Source organism: Microvirga sp. VF16 (assembly GCF_016864375.1).
Classification (GTDB): domain Bacteria; phylum Pseudomonadota; class Alphaproteobacteria; order Rhizobiales; family Beijerinckiaceae; genus Microvirga.
Genome location: NZ_CP069354.1, coordinates 902041 through 923924 on the forward strand (window position 1 = coordinate 902041; position 21884 = coordinate 923924).

At 62.0% G+C, this 21884-nt stretch carries 19 protein-coding genes; 13 read left to right on the forward strand and 6 right to left on the reverse strand.

The window, feature by feature from the left end; genetic code table 11:
- Positions 1-150: 150 nt before the first annotated feature.
- The gene (locus JO965_RS04335) at positions 151-852 is read right to left on the reverse strand and encodes a GntR family transcriptional regulator (RefSeq protein WP_203442486.1); all 702 of its coding nucleotides are present in this window, start codon (positions 850-852) and stop codon (positions 151-153) included.
- 128 nt (positions 853-980) lie between these two features.
- Here JO965_RS04335 and JO965_RS04340 point away from each other — a divergent pair, with 128 nt between their 5' ends.
- The 3 genes from JO965_RS04340 to JO965_RS04350 all read left to right on the forward strand — a co-directional run bounded on the left by JO965_RS04340 (position 981) and on the right by JO965_RS04350 (position 4284).
- Positions 981-1907, forward strand: coding sequence for a dihydrodipicolinate synthase family protein (locus JO965_RS04340; RefSeq protein ID WP_203442487.1), 927 nt, complete (start codon positions 981-983; stop codon positions 1905-1907).
- Positions 1908-1986: 79 nt separating this feature from the next.
- Positions 1987-3009 (forward strand): 4-hydroxyproline epimerase, encoded by a 1023-nt coding sequence (locus JO965_RS04345; RefSeq protein ID WP_203442488.1) that lies wholly within the window; start codon positions 1987-1989, stop codon positions 3007-3009.
- Positions 3010-3048: 39 nt separating this feature from the next.
- Positions 3049-4284, forward strand: a complete 1236-nt coding sequence (locus JO965_RS04350) for an FAD-binding oxidoreductase (RefSeq protein ID WP_203442489.1) — start codon at positions 3049-3051, stop codon at positions 4282-4284.
- A 357-nt stretch (positions 4285-4641) separates the two neighbouring features.
- Here JO965_RS04350 and JO965_RS04355 read toward each other — a convergent pair whose 3' ends face one another.
- The 3 genes from JO965_RS04355 to JO965_RS04365 all read right to left on the reverse strand — a co-directional run bounded on the left by JO965_RS04355 (position 4642) and on the right by JO965_RS04365 (position 7936).
- A complete protein-coding gene (locus JO965_RS04355) occupies positions 4642-5061 on the reverse strand; it encodes a hypothetical protein (protein ID WP_203442490.1) in 420 nt (139 codons plus the stop codon).
- A gap of 7 nt (positions 5062-5068) precedes the next feature.
- Complete coding sequence (locus JO965_RS04360) at positions 5069-5911, reverse strand: TIGR02587 family membrane protein (protein WP_203442491.1); 843 nt, start codon at positions 5909-5911, stop codon at positions 5069-5071.
- 150 nt (positions 5912-6061) lie between these two features.
- Complete coding sequence (locus tag JO965_RS04365; protein ID WP_203442492.1) at positions 6062-7936, reverse strand: glycoside hydrolase family 2 protein; 1875 nt, start codon at positions 7934-7936, stop codon at positions 6062-6064.
- A gap of 206 nt (positions 7937-8142) precedes the next feature.
- Here JO965_RS04365 and JO965_RS04370 point away from each other — a divergent pair, with 206 nt between their 5' ends.
- Positions 8143-9456: a family 1 glycosylhydrolase gene (locus JO965_RS04370; protein WP_203442493.1), complete on the forward strand. Its 1314-nt coding sequence runs from the start codon at positions 8143-8145 to the stop codon at positions 9454-9456.
- Positions 9457-9476: 20 nt separating this feature from the next.
- Positions 9477-10709 (forward strand): glycoside hydrolase, encoded by a 1233-nt coding sequence (locus tag JO965_RS04375; RefSeq protein ID WP_203442494.1) that lies wholly within the window; start codon positions 9477-9479, stop codon positions 10707-10709.
- 36 nt (positions 10710-10745) lie between these two features.
- Here the strand turns inward: JO965_RS04375 and JO965_RS04380 are convergent, their stop codons facing one another.
- A complete protein-coding gene (locus JO965_RS04380) occupies positions 10746-11630 on the reverse strand; it encodes a 2-dehydro-3-deoxygalactonokinase (RefSeq protein ID WP_203442495.1) in 885 nt (294 codons plus the stop codon).
- Positions 11631-11641: 11 nt separating this feature from the next.
- A complete protein-coding gene (locus JO965_RS04385) occupies positions 11642-12793 on the reverse strand; it encodes a mandelate racemase/muconate lactonizing enzyme family protein (RefSeq protein WP_203442496.1) in 1152 nt (383 codons plus the stop codon).
- 114 nt (positions 12794-12907) lie between these two features.
- Between JO965_RS04385 and JO965_RS04390 the strand changes: the two genes are divergently transcribed.
- The 8 genes from JO965_RS04390 (at position 12908) to JO965_RS04425 (ending at position 21884) form a co-directional block, all read left to right on the forward strand.
- The gene (locus tag JO965_RS04390; RefSeq protein WP_246776742.1) at positions 12908-14638 is read left to right on the forward strand and encodes an SMP-30/gluconolactonase/LRE family protein; all 1731 of its coding nucleotides are present in this window, start codon (positions 12908-12910) and stop codon (positions 14636-14638) included.
- Positions 14639-14665: 27 nt separating this feature from the next.
- Complete coding sequence (locus JO965_RS04395; RefSeq protein ID WP_203442497.1) at positions 14666-15763, forward strand: ABC transporter ATP-binding protein; 1098 nt, start codon at positions 14666-14668, stop codon at positions 15761-15763.
- A complete protein-coding gene (locus JO965_RS04400) occupies positions 15760-16566 on the forward strand; it encodes an SDR family NAD(P)-dependent oxidoreductase (RefSeq protein WP_203442498.1) in 807 nt (268 codons plus the stop codon). Before JO965_RS04395 ends, JO965_RS04400 begins: the two co-directional genes overlap by 4 nt.
- A 69-nt stretch (positions 16567-16635) precedes the next feature.
- Entirely contained in the window at positions 16636-17922 is a 1287-nt protein-coding gene (locus JO965_RS04405; RefSeq protein WP_203442499.1) for an ABC transporter substrate-binding protein, read from the forward strand.
- Positions 17923-17996: 74 nt separating this feature from the next.
- Complete coding sequence (locus tag JO965_RS04410) at positions 17997-18938, forward strand: carbohydrate ABC transporter permease (protein ID WP_203442500.1); 942 nt, start codon at positions 17997-17999, stop codon at positions 18936-18938.
- A gap of 1 nt (position 18939) precedes the next feature.
- Positions 18940-19776, forward strand: a complete 837-nt coding sequence (locus JO965_RS04415) for a carbohydrate ABC transporter permease (protein ID WP_203442501.1) — start codon at positions 18940-18942, stop codon at positions 19774-19776.
- The gene (locus JO965_RS04420; protein WP_203442502.1) at positions 19773-20684 is read left to right on the forward strand and encodes a dihydrodipicolinate synthase family protein; all 912 of its coding nucleotides are present in this window, start codon (positions 19773-19775) and stop codon (positions 20682-20684) included. The genes JO965_RS04415 and JO965_RS04420 overlap by 4 nt, the downstream gene beginning before the upstream one ends.
- Before the next feature lie 6 nt (positions 20685-20690).
- Positions 20691-21884, forward strand: a complete 1194-nt coding sequence (locus JO965_RS04425) for a mandelate racemase/muconate lactonizing enzyme family protein (protein ID WP_203442503.1) — start codon at positions 20691-20693, stop codon at positions 21882-21884.

The window sequence follows — 21884 nt, forward strand, 5'->3', positions numbered from 1 at the left end:
GAGAAGCGAGATGAAGACAAGCAATGTCAAAGGCTTAGCCAATGTCTTCTGGTCCGGACAGATTTCTACGGCGAGCTCATTCCCGGTGAGAACGGCATCCCATAGTTAAATGAAGCGAGCATGAGCCCTTATGGTCAACAATGATCGTGCTCAGTCAGCTCTCTGATGATTTTCGATATAGACCCGCAAGGATTTGCCGACGTCCTCGATATGCGTCTTTAACAGAGAACAGGCAGCCGTGATCTGTCCACTCTCGCAGAGACGCAATAGCTCGGCATGCTCGGCCTCAGCCCGCTTCATGCCATCCGTCAGAGAGAGTTGAAGCCGGGTATGCCGATCGCATTCCTGAAGGAGGTTGGCGACGATCGCCAATGTGCGGGGTTGCTTGGCGTGAGAGTACAGAAGCGTATGAAACTCCGTATTCAGCTCGCCCCAGCGCCTGACATGGTGAGCCCGAAGTTCCGCACTGTATTCCTGAAGGATCCGATTGAGTTTCTCGTAGTCATTTGGGGTCAGATGCCGGGCGGATGCCTTGAGGAGGCGCGGTTCAAGCAGCGCCCTGAGTTCAAAAAGCTCCTGCACCTCGTCCGTCGAGAGCTCGGAGACGATGGCACCCCGGTGGGGATGAATCTTGACGAGCCCCTCCGCTTCGAGCTGCATCAGGGCTTCTCGAACCGGGATGCGGCTCACCCCGAACTCGCCCGCCAGAGCGTCCTGCCGCAGTGGAAATCCTGCCTTGAAATCGCCGTCCAGAATTCGTTGCCGCAGGTTTTCCGCCACCGCAGCCGCAATCGTCCGATGCTGAAGAGACTTCTGCGCTGGTCTGGCGGCTGGCTTGGTTTCGAGCGTCATGGGTTGGGCAATCACTGAACTTGGAAGGTCCGCCTCTATAGCAGCATCCCAGGAGTTTGGCTTGACAAGGTAGATTTTATACAATCTACAATAATGCCCATCAATGTCCAGTGTGGGAGAATGGCGGCATGGCTAGAATCGGATGGGAAGGGGTCTTTCCTGCGGTAACCACCCAGTTCAAGTCCAATTATGACTTGGACATCGAGGCTACGGCCAAGGTGATCGACGGGTTGATCCGAGACGGCGTCTCCGGGTTGATCGTCTGCGGAACGGTCGGGGAAAACACGTCTCTGAGCCGTTCGGAAAAGGTGGCAGTCATGGAGACCGCGAAGGATGTCTCCCGTGGCCGTGTGCCGGTGATCGCCGGTATCGCCGAGTTCACGACAGCCTTCGCATCCGAGGCTGCCAAGGAGGCCGAGCGAGTCGGGCTCGACGGCGTCATGGTCATGCCGGCTCTGGTCTACTCCTCGAAGCCGCATGAGACCGCCGCGCATTTTCGCGGCGTTGCCAAGGCCACAGACCTGCCGGTGATGGTCTATAACAATCCCCCGATCTACAAGAACGACGTGACGCCCGATATTCTGGCTTCGCTCGCGGATTGCGAAACGATCGTCTGCTTCAAGGATTCGTCAGGTGATACGCGCCGCTTCACCGATACGAAGAACATGGTCGGCGACCGCTTCGTTCTGTTCGCGGGCCTTGACGATGTCGTCGTCGAAAGCGTGATGCTCGGCGCTGCCGGCTGGGTCTCCGGCATGTCGAACGCGTTTCCCCAGGAAGGTGAGACCCTGTTCCGTCTGGCAAAGGCGGGACGCTACGAGGAGGCGAGGGCGCTCTATGAATGGTTCATGCCTCTGCTCCATCTCGATGCCCGGCCCGATCTCGTGCAATGCATCAAGCTGTGCGAGGCCATCATGGGCCGTGGGTCGGAGTTGACGCGGCCTCCGCGTCTTGCTCTCAATGCCCAGGAGCGTGCCGAGGTGGTGGCGGTTATGGACAAGGCCCTGAAGAACCGCCCCGTTCTTCCCGACGTCGGCTTGAAGTCCGCCGCCTGATGCGCTTACGGCGAAGGATCATGAGGTCCTTCGCCCTTTTCGTGATAGTTGGCAATATCTCTGATCAGCGAGTGAAGCGATGGCGCGTCATACCTTCTTTTGCATCGACGGTCACACCTGCGGGAATCCGGTTCGTGTGGTATCCGGTGGCAGCATTCCCCAGTTGAAGGGGGAGACGATGTTCGAGCGCCGTCAGCATTTTCTGGCGGAGTATGACTGGATCCGCACCGGCTTGATGTTCGAGCCCCGTGGACACGACATGATGTCCGGTTCAATCCTTTATCCGCCGACACGTCCCGATTGCGATGTCGGAATTCTGTTCATCGAGACATCCGGCTGTCTTCCCATGTGCGGGCACGGGACGATCGGCACCGTCACCATCGCTCTCGAGAACGGCCTGATCCATCCGAAGACACCCGGTCTCCTGCGTCTCGATACGCCGGCCGGTGTCGTCGAGGCTCGATACGAGCAGAACGGCCCTTTCATCGAGCGGGTCCGCATCACCAACATTCCCTCTTTCCTGTATGAAACGGGCTTCGAGGTTGAAGTCGAGGGGCTCGGACACCTGACCGTGGATGTCGCCTATGGCGGCAACTTCTATGCCATCGTGGAGCCGCAACAGCTCTATTCCGACCTGTCGGATATCAACCCCTCAGACATTCTGCGCTGGAGCCCGAAGCTGCGGGAGGCATTCAATGCACGGTATCGGATCGCCCATCCGGAGAATCCGGACATCGATCGCCTGACCCATGTTCTGTGGACGGGACGCGCGCAGACGAAGGTGGGCACGGCCCGCAATGCCGTGTTCTATGGCGACAAGGCCATCGACCGTTCACCCTGCGGTACAGGAACTTCGGCTCGCATGGCTCATCTTGCGGCTCGCGGCGAGCTGAAAGAGGGCGATGAGTTCGTTCATGAGAGCATCATCGGCTCGACCTTTGTCGGACGCATCGAGGGGCGGGCGAAGGTCGGAAATCGCGATGCCATCATTCCGTCGATTGAGGGATGGGCGCGGGTGACAGGCTTCAACACGATCATCATCGACGACCGCGATCCCTTCGCGCAGGGCTTCCAAGTCGTGGATCAGGCCAAACGAGCATAGTCAGTAGAAGCCTCATCTTTACCCTGAACAGGATGCACGATGCGGATCGCGATTGTCGGTGCTGGAATCGTCGGCCTCGCGGCCGCTCATGCCCTTCTCGACAGAGGACATCAGGTTATTCTCATTGATCCGGGCGATCAGACGGCGCGCCCCACGGATGGCAATGCCGGCTGGATTGCTCATACCGACATCATGCCGCTGGCATCTCCCAAGGTCTGGCGAAATCTTCCAAACTGGCTGATGGATCCGCTGGGCCCACTCACCATCAGGCCAGCCTATCTGCCTTCTCTGATGCCCTGGCTCATCCGCTTCGTGCTGGCATCGGCGCCGACGCGGATCAAGACCAGCATGGCCGCGATCCGCGCCATGAATGCGGAAGCTCTGCCAGCTTGGAAGACGTTGCTGTCCTCATTGGATTTGAGTGCTCATCTGCGAGAGAAGGGCATTTTGTCCGTATGGAAGCATCAGGATGCCTTTGAACGGACGAAAGACATCCTCGATCGCCAGCGCAATCTCGGCATCGGTGTCGACATTCTCAGCAGAAGCGATCTCGCGAAACTGGAGCCAGCACTCCACAACGTCGAGGCTGGTGTGCTCTACCCGGAGGCGTGCCACATCTCCGATCCGGCCCACTTGGCGTCCGATCTTTTGAGGCTTGCTCTCGAACGGGGAGCGCAGCACAGAGCAGCACGCGCTGTGGCAGTGGAGCCGAAAGATGGTGGCGTCCATGTCCATACGGATAGTGCCGCGAATGCCGTCATAGCCGACAGGGTTATCATCGCAGCCGGCATATGGTCGCGGCCGCTCGCGAGAACGCTGGGAGATCGAATCCCTCTCGACACCGAGCGCGGCTACAACGCGACCTATCCCAAGGGTTCGTTCGGCCTCAATCGACCGATCATGTTCGAGGGTGAGGGCTTCGTCACCACGCCTCTCGATGCCGGCGACAGGGTTGGAGGGGCGGTTGAGTTCGCGGGGCTGGAGGCCAAGCCCAATCATGAGCGCACATCCGCGATGATTGCCCGCTTGAAGCGCTTCCTGCCCGACTTCGATGCCGGTCAGGAGGCAAGGCGCTGGATGGGCTTTCGCCCATCCATTCCGGATTCACTGCCGGTGATCGGCCCGTCCAGACAGGACAATCGCGTGGTCTACGCCTTCGGTCATGGTCATCACGGTTTGACCCAGGCTGCAATCACATCGCAGCTTGTCGCAAATCTGATCGATGAAATGACCAGCGGAATCGATCTCAAGCCATACTCGGCGCAGCGCTTTTGAAACTTGCCCCGGGATCCTCACCTGACACGCATTATGCCGTAGGCTGAGGCATTGTCGGCGTTACAGGGATCTCCGGCGGTGACGTGGGTGGCACTCCGACCGGTTCTCCCGGCGGTGGAATGTCGCCAGGGGTTGTCGGAGGCACCCCGACAGGCTCAGGCTGAGGTGATTCAGGCGGCGTCGGGGGACTCACAGGCGCCGGATTGGGATCGGCCGGTGTCGGCTCCGGATAAGGCTGGTTCGGCAGAGGAATGGGCATTCAGACGGCACTCCGCTGATGAGGTGGAAAACGTTACCTTTCAAGGGGCAATCATCAGCGCGACAGGAGGTTCCGGCATGAAACGCGACTGGCACGCTTCAGGGCTTGGCGAATCCTGCCGCCCGTAACGAAAGATGCCCTGACTGCGGGTTCTGGGTGAAGAACAGCCCGCCCTTTCGTGCCGAGTGGCCAGGAATGTAGTCGAGGATCACGCTACTGGTCTCAGGGCCACTACCTCCTGAGATAGTCCCCTCGATCCGTACCTGCGCGGCCGCCGCGCCGCCGACATTGCGAGCCTCGAATATGACGCGGTAGCCGCCCGCAACCTGGCTTGTCTCCGTTGCTGCAACCATGATCGCCGGTGAAGAGGTCGCATCGTGCAGTGCCTGCCACCCGATGAAGCCGAAGACGCAGAGCGCCAAGAGAAAACCTAAGCCTGATGCGAGCCATTCGAGCCAGGGAATATGATTCCCGGAGCCGGAGTGAGTTTCGTTCTCGATTGCTCTGTTCTGCTCCATCGCCGCCTCATATCACCAGTCGGGCCGTTGCGGCGCCGAGCGAAGCCGGGAACCCGAGCACCACAACCATGTTCGCGATCTCCGTCGGTGCCACCCCCTCCGTGCGCCCAAAGGTCCAGAGCACATAAAAGCTGATGAGCAGGGCAATGCCGTATCCGGCCAGGGTGAAGTGGAAGAAAGTGGACAGAAACGTACCACCCTCCAGCCGGCTCTCCTGACCGGAGAAGCCGACTGTGTAGACAAGCACATGCAAAAGAATGATGGAGAGGGCGCCGAGCGCCAAGGTGTGCCAAGGAGACATCTGGTAGGCGATCAGGATCATTTCCTCCGTCGGCGCCACATTGAATGCCAGGAACAGGGCGCCTGCCAGCATCAGGAAAAGCTCTCCACCGTATCCGGCTTCCGCCTTGCGCTCCTCTTCGGCCTGGATGTCCTGTCCGCCCCCAAGCTGCTTGCGCCCGAGCATGGCCCCGATGCTCGCCGGCACGCTCTGCAGGGCCACCTTGCCGACGATCTCGTTCCACGTCATGTCGAGGGTGATCACCGCCAGGAGAGCGAGCATGGCCGCCGAGGTGAGGACGCCGACCCCGAAGGCCGCAAAGGCATCCATCGCGTCCTCCTTCCAGCTGAAGGTCTTCTCGAAGCCTGCGAAGTAGGACAAGCCGATCAGGATGGCGAAATTGATGCTCATGAACAGGAGCAGCCGAACAGGCTCCATCGAGAACCCCAGCCACCACATCTCCATGGTCATCAGGAGCGGAATGGCAAAGATGACAGCCCCGCCAAAGGCGCGACCCAGGCCAATGGCATAGTCTTTGTTCGTCTCCGGAACGCTGTCGTCGTGCACCATCTCAACAACCTGCGGCCGACTTCGCCATGAACGAAGCTTGGCCGTGCGAGGAGAACCCGCGTGCCGGGACAAGGTTCCAAAGCAGCCCGCGCTACCGGCGGAAGCTGGAGCTTGTCATGTCCGCTCGCCCATCGTCTCGGCGAGGACGTGCTATTCCTGCCCGCGCTCACGGCGGCGGCGCTCGACCTCCTGCTTGATCATCACATCGAGGATCTCACTCGGCACCGCCTTCGATGGGCGGCTGTTGACGGCACGCAGACGCTCGAGGTCGAACTTCGGCTCGCGATTGACGGTGAGGAGGCCGTTGGTCTCCTGGGCCGTATCGGTGAGCTGCGTGTAGCAGAAGCCCGCGAGCGCGGTGGAGGCAAGCAGCGCATCGACGAGTTCCTCATAGCGTGTGAGCAATTCATCGGGGCTGGCGAACTGACCGTAGCCGAACCAGTCCTCGCTGGCCTGCGGCACGAAGCCAAGCCCGCCGAATTCGCTGATCACGATGGGCTCGTCGTCGATCTCGACGCCTTCGCCCAAAAGCGGATGGTGATGCGGACGCACTTCGCGGAACGTGCGCGCGATGGTCTCCCGGTCGGCGTAACGCTCCCGCAACATGTCGCCGGTCGGCGCATAATCATGCACGCCGAAGATGTCGCCCACCGCATGCTGCCATCCATCATTGCTGATCACGGGCCGCGTCGGATCGAGCGCACGGGTGAGGTGATAGAGCGCCTGCACGAAGTCGCGCTGCTGCCTTGACCGATCCAGGTCCGGGACGCCCCAGCTTTCGTTCAAGGGTACCCAGGTGATGATCGAAGGATGGTTGTAGTCCCGCCGGACCGCCTCAAGCCACTCGCGGGTCAGCATTTCGGCAGCACGATCCGAGTACACATAGGCATTGGCGGCTTCGCTCCAGACGAGCATGCCGAGCCGGTCGCACCAGTACAGAAAGCGCGGATCCTCCATCTTCTGATGAATGCGGATCCCGTTGAAACCGAGCGATTGCGCCAGCTCCACCTCGCGCTTGAGGGCATCCGCGTCCGGGGCGGTCAGGAGCGAATCCGGCCAGTAGTTCTGCGCCAGGACCAGCCGCAGGAAAGTCGGAATGCCGTTGATGATGAAGCGCCCGTCGCGGGCCTCAACGCGGCGCAGACCGAAATAGCTTTCGACGCGGTCGACAATGGCACCGTTCCCGTCGATCAGCTCGATTACGGCCTCGATGAGGTTGGGATGTTCCGGAGCCCAGAGCAATGTGCGGCGTCGGCGGATCGCCGCATCGTTGATGTCGAGAAGAAGGTCGCGCCGCAGCTCACGGCCGGAGGTCAGATAGGTGTCGTCGATGAGAGTGCGTGCGGGCCGGTCGCCCGTCAGTTGCACCCTCACGCGCCAGCCGGCGGGAGGCGCGCGGTCGAGCCGGAGGATGAGCCCGGCGCCGAGGCGATCGACATCGGGCGTCCAGCGCAGCTCGGCAATGGCAACCCTCGGAACTGGTTCCAGCCAGACCGGCTGCCAGATGCCGGTGGTGCGGTGATACCAGATATAGCCGGGCTGTTCCTCCCAGTACTGCTTGCCCCGCGGCTGCTGCAGGTCGCGTGGTTCGTCCTCGGCACGAACCACGATCACCTGGGTTGTGCCCGGAACGAGCAGGGGGGTGATGTCGGCGGAAAAAGGGGTCTGCCCGCCTGTGTGCTCGACCGCCATGCGACCGTTGACCCAAATGGTGGCCTTGTAGTCGACAGCGCCGAAATGGATGAGAAGGCGGTCCCGACGATCCGCCTCATCCACCCCCACCTCACGCCGGTACCAGACGACCGGGTGAAAGCCGGTTTCGTGCACGCCGGACAATTTGCTCTCGGGGGCGAAGGGCACCAGGATCTCGCGAGTGAAGGGCTCTGTCCGCTCGAACCAGCGTTCGGCAAGCCCTCGATCCTCATCGTCGAAAGCAAAGCCCCACGGGCCGCACAGATCGATCCAGCGTTCGCGGCGCAGCTGCGGGCGAGGATGGAGATCTACAGGGGAGATCGTTTCGGCCATGTCTCGTCTCCTTGTCTAGCGTGAAGCCAGACGGCTCTTCGCCGACCAACGCGCGAGGGCAGGGGATGTTCTCAAGCGGTGGATCAGGTGCAACTTTCTCCGATGTGAGCCGTTTCCTACCCTGGATCCCATGACGGCCGAGGTTCGCCTGCGGCCTAATCGCTGTGCTGCAGTGGAAGCACTGACGCTCAAGAGATGGCCACGGCATGACCCGACCGCTCCCGCCTCGATCTCAACTCCAGCGATTGACAGCACCTGAAGCCTTCTGGTGGTCTACCGGAATCGAGGACACCTTCATCACGGCTCCACACCCGGTCACAGGGCGCACCCTCGACGAGTATGAGCTGACGGGCCATTACGACCGCTGGCATGACGATCTCGGCCTTGTCGCCGAACTCGGTGTTCCCTGCGCCCGCTACGGCGTGCCATGGCACCGGATCCAGCCTACGCCGCGCACCTGGGACTGGACCTTTCCCGACGAGACGCTGGAGCGCCTGCTCGATCTCGGCATCGACCCTCAGGTCGACCTCGTCCATTACGGATTGCCGTCCTGGATCGAAGGCGCCTTTCTTCATCCCGACTATCCAAAGCTCGTCTCCGATTATGCAGCGCGCCTCGCTGAGCGTTTTCGCGGGCGGATCACCTGGTACACCCCGCTCAACGAGCCGCGCATCACCGGCTGGTATTGCGGGCGTCTCGGTTGGTGGCCGCCGTTCCGGCGCAGCTGGCCCGGCTTCGTGGCGCTGATGCTGGCCATCGCGAAAGGCATGGTGGAAACCGTCAAGGCGTTGGAGAACGTCGATCCGGAAATCGTGCCGTACTTCGTCGATGCGACCGACCTGTTCGATACTGACGATCCTGCGTTCGAGGACGAGGCCCAGCGCCGTCAGGACATCGTTTTTCTCGCGTTGGATCTCGTCTCGGGACGGATCGACGAGCACCATTCGCTCTGGTCTTGGCTGTTGAAGAACGGCGCGCGGGAGGCCGATCTCGCTTATTTCCTCGACAACGCCGTTCCGCTTCCGGTCATCGGCATGAACCTCTACCCGATGTTCACGCAGAAGAAGCTGCTGCGGGATGCCGGAGGGCGTTTTCGGATCCGCATGCCCTATGCCGGCGCCGATCTCATCATCCGTCTTGGGCGGCTCTATCACGAGCGTTACCAAGCGCCGCTCATGATCTCGGAGACGGCCTCGATCGGCTCCCTGCGCCGCCGGCTCGATTGGCTTGATGCATCGGTCGCGGCCACACGGCAGCTGCGCGAAGAGGGAATTCCACTGGTGGGATATACCTGGTGGCCGATGTTCGCCCTTGTCACCTGGGCCTACCGCCAGGGCCGTCGCCCCGTGACGGATCATCTGGCTCAGATGGGGCTGTGGGACATCGTCCCGGACGAGGCCGATCCGCTGCGACGGGTGCGAACCCCGGCCGTCGATATTTATCAGAGCTTGGTGCGAAGCGGGACCGAGAACATCGGCAGGCTCGCCGAAATGCCGTCCCGTGCTGCGGCAAGCCTTTAAAGCCGAATGGGGAGAGCGGGATGTTCAGAAGCTTCTTTCTGGCCGGATTCGAAGGATCCACAGGCTACAACCGGCATGGTGATTGGTTCGACCAGGTGGTCGCGACGGGCCATGACAAGACGGTCGACGAGGATTACCGGCAGCTCGCCGAGCTCGACATTCACGCGGCGCGTGAAACCATCCGCTGGCCCTTGGTCGATCTCGGTCGCGGACGCTACGACTTCTCCACGGTCGAGCCCTTCGTCGAGGCGGCGCGGCGCTATCATGTGGAAGTCATCTGGGATCTCTTCCACTACGGCTATCCGCGGGGCCTTGACCTGTGGAGCGAGGATTTTCCCAAGCGATTTGCCGATTATTGCTATGCCGTCGGCCGCTACATTGCACAGCGCACGGAAGGCACCTGCGCTTTCACGCCGGTGAACGAGCCCTCGTTCATGGCTTACGCAGCCGGTGAGAAGGGCCTGTTCGCACCCCATGTCACGGGGCGCGGCTGGGACCTCAAGGTGGCGCTCACGCGGGCGGCCATTGAAGGTATCAACGCCTTGTGGGCGGCCTGCCCAGGCGCGCGCATGGTGAATGTCGATCCCCTGTGCCGCGTAGCTCGCCCCTTCGACCGTCCAGAACTTGAGGAAGAAGTGCGAGACTTCAACGAGCGCCTCGTTTTCCAGAGCTGGGACATGCTCTGCGGTCGCCTGTTGCCGGAGCTTGGCGGCAGCCGGGAGCACTTGGACATCGTGGGCATCAACTATTACTGGACCAACCAATGGGAGTTCGGCGGCGCGGCGCGGGAGGATGGCGTGATCCCGCCGCTTGCGGATGACGATCCGCGCCGGTGGTCCTTGAGCGCGCTCGTTCGCTCAGTGTGGGAGCGCTATGGCGGCGAAGTGATGATCACGGAAACCAGCCATATCGGCGACAGCCGCGGCCGCTGGCTGTGGGAGGTGGCGCAGGAAGCGGAGGAACTGCTTCTAGATGGCGTGCCAATACGCGGCGTATGCCTCTATCCGATCTTAGGCATGCCGGAATGGCACGATCCGGAGATCTGGACGCCGATGGGTCTTTGGGACCCGGTCTGCCATCGCGAGCCCTGCGGCGAGCGATTGATCTGCGAGCCGATGCTCGAAGCTCTGCAATCCGTGCGCCATGTGGACGAACTGCATCACAGGGTCTTCTCTGATTCCGAACGGCGAAAAGCCTCGGTTCGCCCGAAGCGAACAGCAGGAAAGATGGCAAGGCCGGTTGCGGCTGAGTGATCGTTGTTCGCTGCAACTATCCGTAAGATGCTTGGCTCAGGAATGACTCAAGCAAAGCGTGCGAAAGCCTGCGAGACCGGCATTCTCGGCCACGGTCGCTTTCATTCCCGCCTCGCGAAGAGCGAGGCTGTAGCGCTGGCACAAAGCCGGTGCACCGATCAGAGTGACGTGTTTGTCCAGCGCACTGTATTCCTCGATCACTTCATTGATTTCCGCGCCGATCAGCAGGCCGGAGAGATAATTGCTGATATCGGCAGGAGGCAGTTCCTCGAACAGAACCAAGCTGCGCGCTGAGAAGATGCGCCGCAGGATGCTGCCGCCGATGCGACGATCCTGGCTAAGCCTGACGCCACGCACGAACGCCTCCGGATTGTCGGCCGATTGCGCGGGAATGAGCTTGCTGACGAGCGAGTTCGATTTGAGCAGCGCGGCGATCTCACCCGACATATAGGTGGCGAAGCGCTCGATGCGACCATCCTTGACGGCAACCCATTTGGTGTGGGCGCCGGGGAGGGCGACAAGACCGCTATTCTGGCCCATCGCGCCAAAGACCTTGAGCTCTTCCCCGCGCATCATGTCGGGGAGGGGCGTGCGTACCGAGACGCCGGGAAGAAAGACGAGCGGCGGCAGATCGTCGATCTGTTTGACGATTGCCCGCGCCGCGATGTCGTTCAGCGAAGCAGGTGTTTCCGCATAGGGCGTCTCGACCCAGCCATTGCGGCTGGTGATCATGCCGGAGAGGTAGATGCGGCTCGCCTCTGCTGCCCAATCTCCGACGATCTCGCGCAGCGCGGCCTCAAATCCGCCGTCGGTGACATGGTTGACGCCTCTCGCCTCCTGCCGCTCTCCGAGAAGGCTTCCGTCAGGAGCGAAGAGATAGGCATGGAAGGCAGCCGAGGTCCATTCGATGGCAAGGAACACGCGAAACTCCTTTAGTAGGCCGGCTTGACGGGGAACCAGTCCCGCCGCTCGCTGTCGAGATAGGCGCCGACGATGCCGTCGACCGCATAGCGCTGTACGGCATCCTCATCGATCTCGACGCCGAGGCCGGGCGCGTCCGGAACCTGAAAGCGTCCGGACAGCATGGTCGGAGGAGCGGGCGAGATGTCGCCGCCGAGATAGGCCCGCTCGGTATCGATGGCGAGGCTCATGTTGGGGATCGATGCCGCGAGGTGGATATAGGCAGCCTGCGACAGGGCGAGCTCCGCGCCGGAATGCAGAGTGACGGGAATGCCGACCGCCTCGCAGATCGCGGCAGCCTTGATCGTCTGCCACAGCCCGCCTTCCTCGTGCGGATCGAGCAGCACCACATCGGCAGCATCGGCGCGCACGATGTTGCCGATATCGGACAGGGTATAGGCGCTCTCGTCGAGAGCGATCGGCACCGGCGTGGACCGGCGCAGGAGCGCATGGCCCGCCAGATCGTCGAGTTCCAGCGGCTGCTCCACATAGGCCGGATCGAAGGCGCGCAGCTTCTCTATCTGCCGCTTGGCGGTGCCGGGCGTCCAGGCGCCGTTCACGTCGAGGCGCAGGGCCCGCGGGCCGATGGCCTCGCGGGAAGCTTCTGCCAGCAAGATGTCGCTCGGCTCATCGAAGCCGATCTTGACCTTGAAGGTCTCATAGCCGGCATCGAGAAACCTCCCGATCCGCTCCTTCAACTGCTTCGTATCCTTGGTGAAGAGATAGGCGGCAGCTTCCACATCCTTGCGCCAGCGCCCGCCCCAGAGGCTCGACAGAGGAAGCTTGGCCTGTTTCCCCAAAGCGTCCCACATGGCCATCTCGAGCGCCGCAATCGCCATGACGGCTGCTCTCTTGTGGTGGTAGTAGCCGGCACCGAGAACGTGCCGGTGCAGCCGCTCCACATCGGCCACGGGATAGCCCAGCCCCACCTTGGCAACGATGTCGGAGAAGACGGCCGGCACGGCTGCGATCAGCGAGATCGTCTCACCCCAGCCGACAATCCCGGCATCCGTTTCGATCCGGCAGATGAGCCGGGTCGTCCCGATCCTCCGGCCCGATCCCCACAGGATGTCTTCCGTGAATGGCACCCGCACCAGGGTGTGATGGATGGCGGTGATTTTCATCGCGAAAAGCCTCTTCAACGAAAGGCGGGTTGACTTGGAACTCAGTTCCAACATAATCGGAGCCATCCTGAAGGGTCAATTGGGCAGCTGGCTCATCCTTTCGACGGAGCTTTGATGGGACGCATGCAGGCCGAGCTGAAAATCGACGATGAGGCCGAAATCGGCGCGTCCGGGCCGGTTCCCGGCGTGCAGGCGCTCACGCGGGGCGTTCAGCTCCTCGAGCTTGTCGCCTCAGCAGCCGCGCCTCCCCGGTTCACGGACCTGCTCGAAGGGTCCGGCATGCCCAAGGGCACATTGCATCGCATCCTCCAGGCTCTGGTCGACGAACGGCTTCTGAAGCTCGACAGCCGGGATCAGACCTACCGTCTTGGCTCACGCCTGTTTCAATGGGCGCACCGGGTCTGGGACGATTTCGACCTGCGCGGAGCGGCCGAGCCTGAATTGGAACGGCTGCGTGACCTCACAGGCGAGACGGTGCGGCTCGGCATCCTCGACGGCGATGAGATTCTCTACATCGATCAGCGTGAAGCGCCGCAGCCGGTGCGTCTCAGCAATGGTGTCGGCAGCCGGGCCAAGCCCTATGCCAGCGGCCTCGGCAAGGCGATCCTGGCGCATCTTTCACTCGAGATGCGGCGTAGGCTCCTGGGCGAAGCGGAGCTGAAACGGCTGACGCCTCATACCATCGCGGATTTCAACGAACTGATCAGCCAGCTCGATCTCACCAAGGCCCGCGGCTATGCGGTTTCCATCGACGAGCAGAATGTCGGCATCAGCTCCGTGGCCGCGCCCATTCTGGATCACGAGGCCAAGCCCCTCGGCGCCATCGGCGTCATCGGCCCGTCTTTTCGGCTGCCACCCGAGCGCCTTCATGCCCTCGGGCGCGATGTCATCGAGGCGGCGCGGCGAATCTCAGGCAATATTGGCGAGGTGGCGATGTCGCTGAATATCAATCCGCGACCTCTTGGCGCCGACCGGAACGATGTGCGCTGCGCCATTCCCGCCAGCCTCTTCCTGGGCGAGGGGCCGCATTGGTCTGCTCAAGACCAGCAGCTCTATTTCGTCGATATTCTTGCGCCATCCGTCTGTGTTGGCGATCCCGTGAAGGGTTCCTATCGCTCCTGGGCGATGCCGGAGCTCACGAGTTTCCTCATCCCGCGTAAAGGTGGAGGCTTCATCGCCGGCATGCAGAGCGAGGTGCGGGCAATCGATCCGGTGAAGAACGAGAGTACCGTGCTCGCACGGCCGGAAATCAACCGCCCCGGCAATCGCTTCAATGACGGAAAGTGCGACCGCCGCGGCCGGCTCTGGGCCGGGACGCTCGCCATCGACACGACGCCTGGCCAGGGCTCGCTCTGGCGGCTCGATCCGGATGGCCAAGTTCACCAGATGGACCGGGGCTTCCACGTCTCGAACGGTCTGGGCTGGAGCCCCGACGATCGCCTCTTCTATTTCACCGATACCGCGAAGCAGACCATTTACGTCTACGACTTCGACAGCGAGACGGGTGCCATCGAGAACCGCCGCGTCTTCGTGACCGTGCCGGAAAGCGAGGGAAAGCCAGACGGCCTGACCATCGATGCTGAAGGCTTCGTGTGGAGCGCGCATTGGGATGGCTGGTGCGTCACACGCTATGACCCGGACGGGCGTGTGGAGCGCGTCATCAACCTGCCGGTGCCGCGTCCGACAAGCTGCGTGTTCGGCGGCGCGGACCTGCAGACGCTGTTCGTCACTTCCGCACGCATCCGGTTGTCCGCCGCACAGATCGCCGATGCTCCCCTGTCGGGCAGCGTCTTTGCGATTGAGACCGGAATCAAGGGATTGCCCGAAAACGTCTTCGGCGGATGACAGATATCGCAAGGGTGCGCAATCGACATGGCTAGATTAGAGCTACACCAGATCCGCAAATCCTTCGGCCCTGTCGACGTGCTGAAGGGAATCGACCTGAATGTCGAGGACGGTGAGTTCACCGCCTTCGTCGGTCCGTCGGGCTGCGGAAAGTCCACGCTGCTGCGCCTGATCTGTGGGCTCGATGAGATCACCTCGGGCCAGATGACGATCGACGGTCAGGTGGTGAACGACGTGCCCCCGGCCAAGCGCGGCATCGCCATGGTGTTCCAGTCCTATGCGCTCTATCCGCATATGTCCGTTGCCGACAACATGGGCTATGCCCTGAAGCTGGCGGGTACGCCGCGGGATGAGATCCGCCGTCGTGTCGAGGCGGCGGCCAAGGTGCTGCGCATCTCCGATTACGTGGACCGCAAGCCGCGTCAGCTATCGGGCGGTCAGCGCCAGCGCGTCGCCATTGGCCGCGCCATCGTGCGCGAGCCGAAGATCTTCCTGTTCGACGAGCCTCTCTCCAATCTCGATGCGGCGCTTCGCGTCGAGATGCGCATCGAGATCGCGCGCATGAAGGAGCGGCTCGGCACCACGATGATCTATGTCACGCACGATCAGATCGAGGCCATGACGCTCGCCGACAAGATCGTGGTACTCAATGCGGGCAAGGTCGAGCAGATCGGCTCGCCGCTCGAGCTCTACAACGCTCCGGTCAATCGCTTCGTCGCAGGCTTCATCGGAAGTCCGCGCATGAACTTCCTGTCCGTGCAAGGGCAGCGTCTCGAAGGCGGCAGGGTGAGGGTGCATGGCGGACTCGTTTCCCTGAACACGCTTCCGCCTGAGGCGCCTGCTGAGATCGGCGTGCGCCCCGAGCATCTGGAGCTCTGCGCGCCTGGCTCTAGCAATGCCCTGGACGGCAAGATCGTCATGACCGAGCATCTCGGCAGCGACACTTATGCCTATGTGGCGCTCGAGGGCACGGAAGAGATGATCGTCGTGCGCCTCGACGGCGAGCGACCGATCCGTCAGGGAGAATATGTGGGCGTCTCGATCAATCCGGACGCGGTGCATGTGTTCTCGGCCGATGGGCGGACGCTGGTTTCCGCGAAGCCGATGGCGAGGAATGCGGCATGAGCATTCATCCCGAACTCATTCCGCGTGTAACGGTCGAAGGTGCCGTCTATCCGAGCCTGAAAGGGAAAGGTGTTCTGATCACGGGCGGCGGGTCCGGAATCGGCGCGTCCCTGGTCGAGCACTTTTGCGCGCAAGGCGCCCATGTCGGCTTCATCGAACTGAATGCGGATTACGCAGGCGAGACGGCGCAGCGCATCGAGGCAGCGACCGGAAACCGGCCGCATTTTGAAGCGGTGGACCTGCGCGACATCGGGGCGCTTCGCTCCGCCATCAGTTCTCTCTCCGAGCAGATCGGGACGGTCCGTGTTCTGGTCAACAATGCCGGCAACGACGATCGGATGCCACTTGAGGACGTGACGCCCGAATATTGGGACGAACGCTTCCAGACGAACCTGCGCCACCAGTTCTTCGCCGCTCAGGCGGTGATCGGCGACATGGCTCAAGCCGGGGGTGGGTCCATCATCAACATGGGGTCGATTTCCTGGATGCGCGGAGCAGCCGGGCTCATCTTTTATACGACGGCGAAATCCGCCGTCATGGGCATGACGAAGTCGCTCGCACGGGAAGTCGGCGAGCGCAACATCCGCGTCAACTCCATCGCCCCCGGATGGGTTCTCACCGAGCGCCAGGTCGAGCGGGCGAAGCGCATCTATCAGGGAAAGTTTGCTGAATATCTCGAGGTGCAATGCCTCAAGGAACATCTCCTGCCTCCGGACATCGCCCGGATGGCCCTCTGGCTTGCTGCCGACGACTCACGTCTCGTGACCGCGCAGACATTCATCGTCGACGGAGGGGTGGTCTAGCGCGCAACCGCCTCAGGGAAAAAATGTGCGCAGGAATATGGAGTTTGCTCCATATCGGGAGGAAGAACGATGAAACAATTCAAGTCGATCGCGTCCGTTGCCATGCTGGCAGCAGGGCTCGGCCTGTCGGGCCAAGCCGCCAATGCTGCCGATGTCAGCTTCATGAGCTTCAGTTACGCGGAAGAGGCCGCCAAGCCCTCCGTTGAAGCATTGCTAAAAGGCTTTGAGGCACAGACCAAGCTCACGGTCGAGCCGTTGGGCTATGCCTGGGGCGACATGCAGAAGAACATCTTTCTGCGGGCGCGCTCCAAGACGCTCCCGGGCGTTGCCCAGTTGTCGGAACGCTGGCTCCCGAGCTTCGCCAATGTCGCCGGTCTCGTCGATCTGAACGAGGTCTATGGCAAGGACAAGCTGGCCGCCATGTTCGCGCCTGACGCCCTCGCCATGGGGCAGATCGGCTCCAAGCAATATGCGCTGCCGCTCATCTCCGGCTCCATCGGCCTCATCGCCAACAAGGCAGTGCTGGAGAAGGCGGGCGTCGCGAAGACGCCGACGACCGTCGAGGAATTCCGGAACGCTCTGGTCGCAGTTCGCGACAAGGTGCCGAACTCGGTGCCTTACACCATGGCGACCAAGAACAACGGCTCGATCCTGCTCGACTTCATGATCTGGACCTGGACCTTCGGCGGTGAAATCATCGACGAGCAGGGCAAGGTGAAGATCGGCAATGGCGATGCCGGCAAGCAGGCACTCGGCTTCATGGTCGGCCTGATGAAGGATCGTCTTGCAGCGCCCGAGATCGACCGGCCCGACGCCCGCCGGCTCGTGGCCCAAAGCGCCTCGGCCTTCTTCTTCGACGCGCCTCAGGCCAGGACGCACCTGCGCAGCTTCTCCGGACAGGGCCCATCTTTCGACGCCAATGTTCTGCCGCTGGCGACGCCGGTCGCCGTTGCCGGAAAGGAGCCCGCTTCCATCCAGTGGGGACATCTGCTGGTTCAGTTCTCGGCTGACGGCAAGGCGAAGGCCGATGCGCCGGCGAGCCAGTTCATCACCTACCTCACTTCTGACGCGGCACAGGCGACGTTCCCGCTGGAGCAGAGCGCTCTGCCGGTGACGAAGTCCGCGCGCGCCAATCCGAAGGTGACGGGAGACGCATATCTGACGGCCTGGGCTAAGGCGGCGGGTAATCCGCGCCGCAACGAAGTCGGCATCTGGCCGAACGCCGCGGAACTGACACAGATCATCGGCGAAGAGGCGCAAGGTGCGCTGCTCGGCCAGAAGAGTGTCGACGATGCCATCCAGTCGATGCAGAAGCGCCTCGAGACGTCGATGGCGAATGTCAATAAGCAGAACTGATTTCATCGGCCGACTGTTCGAGAACGCACAGCCGGCCGAACTCTCCTGCATCTTGCATTGCATGTGATGATCCCATGAATCTTGCCGCTGAGATCACATCAGCTCCTGCACCGGTCCAAGTGTCGCCGCATGCCGTGCGCGGCGGGCTGAAAGCAGGCCAGCGCCGCGTCGGCATGTTGCTTCTGCTCCCGGCGGCGATCGCTTTCGGCCTCGTCATCCTCTATCCGTTCCTCCAGGCGCTGGCGCTCTCCCTCTTCGAGTACACGCTCGAGACACCGGCGCCGCGATTCTACGGCCTGGGAAATTTCGCCAAGATCGCCGCGACGCCGGACGTGTGGCAGGCTTTCGTCACCACGGCCATCTATGTGTTCTTCACGACGACCGGGACGCTTATCCTCGGTCTCGGCTGGGCGCTGATCCTGAACCAGCCGTTCCGCGGCCGGGGATTGCTGCGCTCCATGTCGCTTCTCCCCTGGGTTCTGCCGAGCACCGTGAGCGCCTTTATCTGGGGCTGGATCTTCAACAGCCGCTATGGGGTGTTGAACGCGTTCCTCATGGAACTCGGCTTCATCGACATGCCGCAGGCCTGGCTCTCCACATCGGCGGGGGCCATGGTTGCGGTGATCATCACCAAGATCTGGCTGTCGATCCCGCTCTTCATGGCGTTCTTCCTCGCCGGGCTGCAGAACATGGACCGCGAACAGGTCGATGCGGCGCGGGTCGACGGAGCCAACAACTGGGCGATCCTGCGCGATCATGTGCTGCCGCATCTCCGCCCGGTCCTGATTGTCGTCGTGGTGCTCGGCGTCATCGGCAACCTGCAGCAATTCGACACGATCTATGCCCTGACCGGTGGTGGGCCAGTCCGCGCGACGGCCGTTCTCTCTGTGGAGGTCTATCGCCGCGCTTTCGAGCAATGGGATGTCGGCTTTGCCTCCGCGATCGGCGTGCTTTGGGTGGCGACCCTTCTGCCGCCCGCCTTCCTTTATTTGCGCATGCTGGTGAAAGGCGCCTGACATGTTCGATCTCTCCAGCACGATCTCCAAGGTGGTCTTCGGCTTGCTTCTGGCGCTGATCGGCCTGTTCCTGTTCTTTCCGCTCTATTGGCTGGTGATCTCCTCGGTGAAATCGAACGCCGAACTCTACAGCATCGTCCCGACGCCGTTTCCGCTCGCGCCGACGCTGACGCATTTCATCACTGCGCTGACGACCGGCAAGCTGCCGATGTATCTGGTCAATAGTCTGATCGCATCGGGATCGAGCGCGGCGCTCAATACGCTTCTGGCGCTTTATGCCGGCTACAGTTTCGCCAAGTACCGTTTTGCGGGGCGCCAGCCGGTGATGCTCTTCATGCTCTCGGCGCAGATGTTCCCGTTCGGGCTGCTGCTGATCAGCATCTATCCGCTCATGAGCGAAATCGGGCTCCTGGACACCCGTCCCGGACTGATCCTGAGCTACATCGTCTTCGCCCTGCCGGTCTCGACCTACATGCTCTACAGCTATTTCTCGCAGGTGCCTGACGAGCTGATCGAGGCCGCGCGGGCGGATGGGGCGAGCGACCTGCGCATCTTCCACACGATCGTCATCCCGATCTCGATCCCGCCGATCGTCACGGTCTTTCTCTACTCATTCATGTGGTCGTGGAACGACCTCTTGTATTCGATGACGCTCATCGTGTCCGATGACAAGCGCACCATCGGTCCCGGCCTTCTGCTCACCTATCTGAACGAGGTCAATTCGGATTGGGGTGGCGCCATGGCGGCATCCCTTCTAGCATCGGCTCCGATTGTGGCCGCGTTCCTCTTCCTCCAGCGATATTTCATTCAAGGCGTTACGGCAGGAGCTGTTAAATGACGACCTCGCTTTCCGGTGCATTTCCGGTTCTTCCGACCCCCTTCCGCTCCAATGGGGCCATTGATGAGACCGACTTCCTGGCCATCATCCGGTTCGCTCTCGAGAGCGCTGTCGATGGGGTCGTCTATCCCGGTGTGGCGAGCGAGGTGGATACCTTAAGCGAGGAGGAGAGGCGGAGCCAGGTCAACCTTCTCGCCCGTGAAATCGATGGCCGCATACCGATCATCATCGGCGCGAGCGATCCCGATCCGGCTATCGCCGCCCGCCATGTCGCCCATGCGGCCGAAATCGGCGCTGCCGCGGCGATGGTGATGGCGCCCGGACATCTCGGCAATTCAGTTGAGGCACAGATCGAATATTTCCAGCAGGTTGCCGCCGGGGCCGGCGTGCCGATCATGCTGCAGAACCAGCCCAAGCCCATCGGCGCCGGATTGACGCCGGAGGAGGTGGCAGCGGTCGCTTCCGCTGTCGACATGATCCGCTACATCAAGGAGGAGACGCCACCGTGTGGGCAGCACCTCACACGCATCAAGAACGCGGCGAAGGATTCCGTCGATGCGATCTTCGGCGGGGCCGGGGGGCGCTACGTGATGGACGAGATGGCGCGCGGCGCGGCCGGCACCATGCCGGCCTGCGAACTCGCCGACATTCACGCCATGATGATGAAGTCCTGGCGCGAGGGTGACGTCGCAACGGCACGAAAACTCTATTCCGCTTCGCTTCCTCTTCTGAACTTCCAGGCGATCTTCCGAATGCACATGACAAAAGAGGTCCTGCGGCGCCGCGGTGTGATCCGGAACACGTTCGTCCGTGGCAAAGGCCCCAAATTCGACGATGGAGATCGCGCCGAACTGTCACTTCTTCTCCAAGAGGCGGTGCTTCCCTACAAGCACCACCGTCCGGTCTGATCGCTCATGAGCCATCCCGTCGATTCCATCGTCAAGGTCGAAACCTTCATCATCTCGATCCCGCGCGAGGTGCCCTATCTCGGGCCCTTGAGGGAGGGGGAGCGCATCAACGAGCGTGGCTATCTTGTGCGCAAGGGCAACCGCACGATCTATCCCTCCACGGACATGACCCTGCTCATCAAGGTCACCGGCGAGAGGGGGCGCGTCGGCTGGGGCGAGTGCTACGGCATCGTGGCACCTGAGGCGACGAAGGCCATCATCGACGATGTCCTCGGACCCGTCATCATCGGGCGCGATCCCGGCGATGCGGTGGTGATCCATGAGGATCTTTACGACCTCATGCGGGTGCGCGGGTTCTTTGGCGGATACTACGTGGATGCTCTCGCCGGTGTCGACATCGCGCTCTGGGATCTCGCCGGCAAGAACCTTGGCGTTTCGGTCTCCACGCTACTCGGCGGGCGGCGGCATTCCACGATCCCGGCCTATGTGTCGGGACTGCCTCGTGCCACTCTGCAGGAACGCTGCGACCTTGCCGTCGAGTGGGTGGCAAAGGGGTATCGCGGCATCAAGTTCGCGGCGGTCGTGTCCGACGAAGGCATCGTAAAGGAGATGCTGGCTCTGCGTGAGGCGGTCGGTCCCGACATCGACCTCATGGTCGATCTGCATTGGAAATTCGAAGCCTCCGAGGCGGTGCGCCTCATCCGGCGCCTTGAGGCCTCGAACCTCTACTTCGCCGAAGCGCCGTGCCAGCCGGAAGACCTGGAAGGTCAGACCCGGGTGGCGCGAAGCATCGGCGTGCCTCTCGCGCTCGGGGAGGAGTGGCGGACGGTCTATGAATATCGCCCGAGGCTGGAAGCCCGCTGCATGGGCGTGATTCAGCCCGAGATCGGCCATACCGGCATCACCGAATTCATCCAGATCGGCCGGATGGCGCAGACCTTCCACATCAACACCATTCCACACGCCTCGATCAGCGTCGGCATCTTCATGGCGGCAAGCCTTGTCACGTCGTCAGCCCTTCAGCGCGTTCCCTATCACGAGTACCAACACTCCGTCTTCGACCGCAATCTCGCATTCACGGACGGCGATATGGGCTGCGCAAAGGGACATTACACCGTGCCGACAGGAGCCGGCCTCGGCGTCGAGCCCAGGGACGAGCTGTTCAACTTCGTCGTTGCGGAGGGGCGCAACGTCCGTTGA

What these genes read in the sequence shown, in the direction of transcription:
- JO965_RS04345 (WP_203442488.1), top strand. Translation starts at nt 1,987, where the DNA reads ATGGCGCGTCATACCTTCTTTTGCATCGACGGTCACACCTGCGGGAAT.
- JO965_RS04370 (WP_203442493.1), top strand. Translation starts at nt 8,143, where the DNA reads ATGACCCGACCGCTCCCGCCTCGATCTCAACTCCAGCGATTGACAGCA.
- JO965_RS04355 (WP_203442490.1), bottom strand. Translation starts at nt 5,061, where the DNA reads ATGGAGCAGAACAGAGCAATCGAGAACGAAACTCACTCCGGCTCCGGG.
- JO965_RS04415 (WP_203442501.1), top strand. Translation starts at nt 18,940, where the DNA reads ATGTTCGATCTCTCCAGCACGATCTCCAAGGTGGTCTTCGGCTTGCTT.
- JO965_RS04365 (WP_203442492.1), bottom strand. Translation starts at nt 7,936, where the DNA reads ATGGCCGAAACGATCTCCCCTGTAGATCTCCATCCTCGCCCGCAGCTG.
- JO965_RS04425 (WP_203442503.1), top strand. Translation starts at nt 20,691, where the DNA reads ATGAGCCATCCCGTCGATTCCATCGTCAAGGTCGAAACCTTCATCATC.
- JO965_RS04410 (WP_203442500.1), top strand. Translation starts at nt 17,997, where the DNA reads ATGAATCTTGCCGCTGAGATCACATCAGCTCCTGCACCGGTCCAAGTG.
- JO965_RS04395 (WP_203442497.1), top strand. Translation starts at nt 14,666, where the DNA reads ATGGCTAGATTAGAGCTACACCAGATCCGCAAATCCTTCGGCCCTGTC.
- JO965_RS04340 (WP_203442487.1), top strand. Translation starts at nt 981, where the DNA reads ATGGCTAGAATCGGATGGGAAGGGGTCTTTCCTGCGGTAACCACCCAG.
- JO965_RS04385 (WP_203442496.1), bottom strand. Translation starts at nt 12,793, where the DNA reads ATGAAAATCACCGCCATCCATCACACCCTGGTGCGGGTGCCATTCACG.
- JO965_RS04360 (WP_203442491.1), bottom strand. Translation starts at nt 5,911, where the DNA reads ATGGTGCACGACGACAGCGTTCCGGAGACGAACAAAGACTATGCCATT.
- JO965_RS04390 (WP_246776742.1), top strand. Translation starts at nt 12,908, where the DNA reads ATGGGACGCATGCAGGCCGAGCTGAAAATCGACGATGAGGCCGAAATC.
- JO965_RS04405 (WP_203442499.1), top strand. Translation starts at nt 16,636, where the DNA reads ATGAAACAATTCAAGTCGATCGCGTCCGTTGCCATGCTGGCAGCAGGG.
- JO965_RS04400 (WP_203442498.1), top strand. Translation starts at nt 15,760, where the DNA reads ATGAGCATTCATCCCGAACTCATTCCGCGTGTAACGGTCGAAGGTGCC.
- JO965_RS04350 (WP_203442489.1), top strand. Translation starts at nt 3,049, where the DNA reads ATGCGGATCGCGATTGTCGGTGCTGGAATCGTCGGCCTCGCGGCCGCT.
- JO965_RS04375 (WP_203442494.1), top strand. Translation starts at nt 9,477, where the DNA reads ATGTTCAGAAGCTTCTTTCTGGCCGGATTCGAAGGATCCACAGGCTAC.
- JO965_RS04335 (WP_203442486.1), bottom strand. Translation starts at nt 852, where the DNA reads ATGACGCTCGAAACCAAGCCAGCCGCCAGACCAGCGCAGAAGTCTCTT.
- JO965_RS04420 (WP_203442502.1), top strand. Translation starts at nt 19,773, where the DNA reads ATGACGACCTCGCTTTCCGGTGCATTTCCGGTTCTTCCGACCCCCTTC.